Origin of the sequence: Promicromonospora kroppenstedtii DSM 19349 (assembly GCF_000515355.1) — a bacterium.
GTDB lineage: Bacteria > Actinomycetota > Actinomycetes > Actinomycetales > Cellulomonadaceae > Promicromonospora > Promicromonospora kroppenstedtii.
In genome coordinates this window covers 34,854-37,460 of record NZ_KI911593.1, presented here as the reverse complement: position 1 = coordinate 37,460, position 2,607 = coordinate 34,854, and the positions used below count along the sequence as shown (strand labels likewise).

Sequence of the window (2,607 nt, the reverse complement as noted above, 5' to 3'; positions counted from 1 at the left end):
CCGGCCTCACCACCGGCCGCCCAGCCGCTCTCCCCGCCGCCCTCCTGGGCGGCCGGACGGCCCCGACGCTTCCCCACGCCGGGACCGTCCGATGGATCACCGTACTGCACGTCAGAACGGTGCCTTCTCGGCGGCTGCCTCCGCCTTGGCGGCGGTGGACTTGGCCGCCGTCGTCTTGGTGGCGGTCTTCGCCCGCGTGGTGGTCGACTTCGTGGCCTTGGCGGTGGTGGTCGTCCGCGAGGACGAGCTGGCCGCCGCGACGGTGCCCGTGGGCCCGTCACCCTCTGTCGCCGACGGGAGCGGGGCGCCCGCGGCCGGGTCCGCCGGGGCGTCGACCTTCGGTCCGACGCCCAGCTTCTCCTTGACACGCTTCTCGATGTCGTTGGCGAGGTCCGGGTTGTCGCGCAGGAAGGACCGCGCGTTCTCCTTGCCCTGGCCGAGCTGGTCGCCCTCGTAGGTGAACCACGAGCCGGACTTGCGCACGAAGCCATGCTCCACGCCCATGTCGATGAGCCCGCCCTCGCGGGAGATGCCCACCCCGTACAGGATGTCGAACTCAGCCTGCTTGAACGGCGGCGCCATCTTGTTCTTGACGACCTTGACGCGGGTACGGTTACCGACCGCGTCCGTACCCTCCTTGAGGGTCTCGATGCGCCGGATGTCGAGGCGGACCGAGGCGTAGAACTTCAGCGCCTTGCCACCGGTGGTGGTCTCGGGCGAGCCGAAGAACACACCGATCTTCTCGCGGAGCTGGTTGATGAAGATGGCGGTGGTGCCGGACGCGCTGAGCGCACCGGTGATCTTGCGCAGTGCCTGGGACATCAGGCGGGCCTGGAGACCCACGTGGCTGTCACCCATCTCGCCCTCGATCTCGGCCTTCGGCGTCAGGGCCGCGACGGAGTCGATGACGATGATGTCGAGCGCACCGGAGCGGATCAGCATGTCCGTGATCTCCAGAGCCTGCTCACCGGTGTCCGGCTGCGAGACCAGGAGGGCGTCGGTGTCGACGCCGAGCTTCTTGGCGTACTCCGGGTCGAGCGCGTGCTCCGCGTCGATGAACGCCGCGATGCCGCCCTGGCGCTGGGCGTTGGCCACCGCGTGCAGCGCGATGGTCGTCTTGCCCGAGGACTCGGGGCCGTAGACCTCCACGATGCGGCCGCGGGGCAGACCCCCGATGCCGAGCGCGACGTCCAGGGCGATCGAACCGGTGGGGACCACCTCGATGGGCGCGCGGGTCTCTTCGCCGAGGCGCATGACCGAGCCCTTGCCGAAGTTACGGTCGATCTGTGCGAGGGCCGCCTCGAGGGCCTTCTCGCGGTCTGCTGGTGCGGGCATGTGCAACACCTTCGGTTTCGGGGCGCTGTGTGCGCCGACATGGATGGCTCTGTACGTCGTTGCCGACCGTACGCGGAGCCACTGACACGGACGCCTGCTCCGGCCGCCGCCTGTGGACGACGTTCCGGAATCCGTGCCTGTGGTCAAAGTCTAGCCGAACGCGTGTTCGAGGCAAGGCAGGACACACCGGGGTGTCGCGGGACATCTCGGCGAGCCCGGGGCGGGCTGCCGACAAAGCGGTGGCGGGCTGTCAGCGACGCGGCGGCGCCTGCCGGTACTTGTCGGTGCCCCACCGGTCGGCGTCCGGCACGTCCAGCGCGTCGCACAGCGCGTGCCACACGTCACGCGGCTCGTCACCGTCCTCCAGGGCCGCCACAGGAGTCCGCCCGTCCAGCGTCGGGAGCACCTGCTCGCGCGCCAGGGCCCGCCCGTAGGCAGGACCGAACACCTCGTCGACCAGCTGCCAGAAATCCCGTTCGCGCACCCGTCAACCCTACGACGCCGGCAGACCTCCCCCGGCCCGTGTCAGTGGTCGGGGACACAATGGGGACCATGCCCACGCCCGACGACCCGCTCTCCCGGTTCGGCCCGGCCACCCGTACCTGGTTCACGGGTGCGTTCGCCCAGCCCACCCCCGCCCAGGCCGGCGCGTGGGACGCCGTGTCGCGCGACCAGCACGCGCTGGTGGTGGCGCCGACCGGGTCGGGCAAGACGCTCGCGGCGTTCCTCTGGTCGATCGACCGCATCATGTCGGCGCCGCCGCCCGAGGACCGGGCGCACCGCTGCCGGGTGCTGTACGTGTCGCCGCTGAAGGCCCTGGCCGCGGACGTCCAGCGCAACCTGCGCTCCCCGCTGACGGGCATCCGGCAGGCCGCGGCCCGGGAGGGCATCGAGGTCCCCGAGGTCACCGTCGGCATGCGCACGGGCGACACGCCCGCGAGCGAGCGGCGCGCGTTCGCCACGCGCCCTCCGGACATCCTGGTCACCACGCCGGAATCGCTCTTCCTCATCCTCACCTCCTCGGCCCGCGCCGGGCTCGCGGGCGTCGAGACCGTGGTGCTCGACGAGATCCACGCCGTGGCGGGCACCAAGCGCGGCGCCCACCTGGCGCTGAGCCTGGAGCGCCTCGACGCCCTCCTCGAGCGGCCCGCGCAGCGCATCGGCCTGTCCGCCACGGTGCGCCCGGTCGAGGCCGTCTCGCGGTTCCTCGGCGGCGGCCGCACCGGACCCGCCGCGCGCGAGGTCGTCGTCGTGCAGCCGCCGTCGCACAAG

3 protein-coding genes are annotated in these 2,607 nt (G+C 71.8%); 1 reads left to right on the top strand and 2 read right to left on the bottom strand.

Translation table 11 applies throughout. The annotated features are described in order from the left end of the window. Nucleotides 1–111 precede the first annotated feature (111 nt). The gene (recA, locus tag PROKR_RS02995) at nt 112–1,335 is read right to left on the bottom strand and encodes a recombinase RecA (RefSeq protein ID WP_036959423.1); all 1,224 of its coding nucleotides are present in this window, start codon (nt 1,333–1,335) and stop codon (nt 112–114) included. Between the two features lie 250 nt (nt 1,336–1,585). Next, nucleotides 1,586–1,819 carry a DUF3046 domain-containing protein gene (locus PROKR_RS02990; protein ID WP_036959422.1) on the bottom strand — a complete coding sequence of 78 codons (234 nt, stop codon included), beginning with the start codon at nt 1,817–1,819 and terminating at the stop codon, nt 1,586–1,588. Nucleotides 1,820–1,878: 59 nt separating this feature from the next. Here PROKR_RS02990 and PROKR_RS02985 point away from each other — a divergent pair. Next, nucleotides 1,879–2,607: DEAD/DEAH box helicase (locus PROKR_RS02985; protein WP_036959421.1), on the top strand; the 729-nt coding region annotated here is incomplete at its 3' end.

Coding starts and splice junctions, on each gene's coding strand:
- recA (WP_036959423.1), bottom strand. CDS start 1,335: ATGCCCGCACCAGCAGACCGCGAGAAGGCCCTCGAGGCGGCCCTCGCA.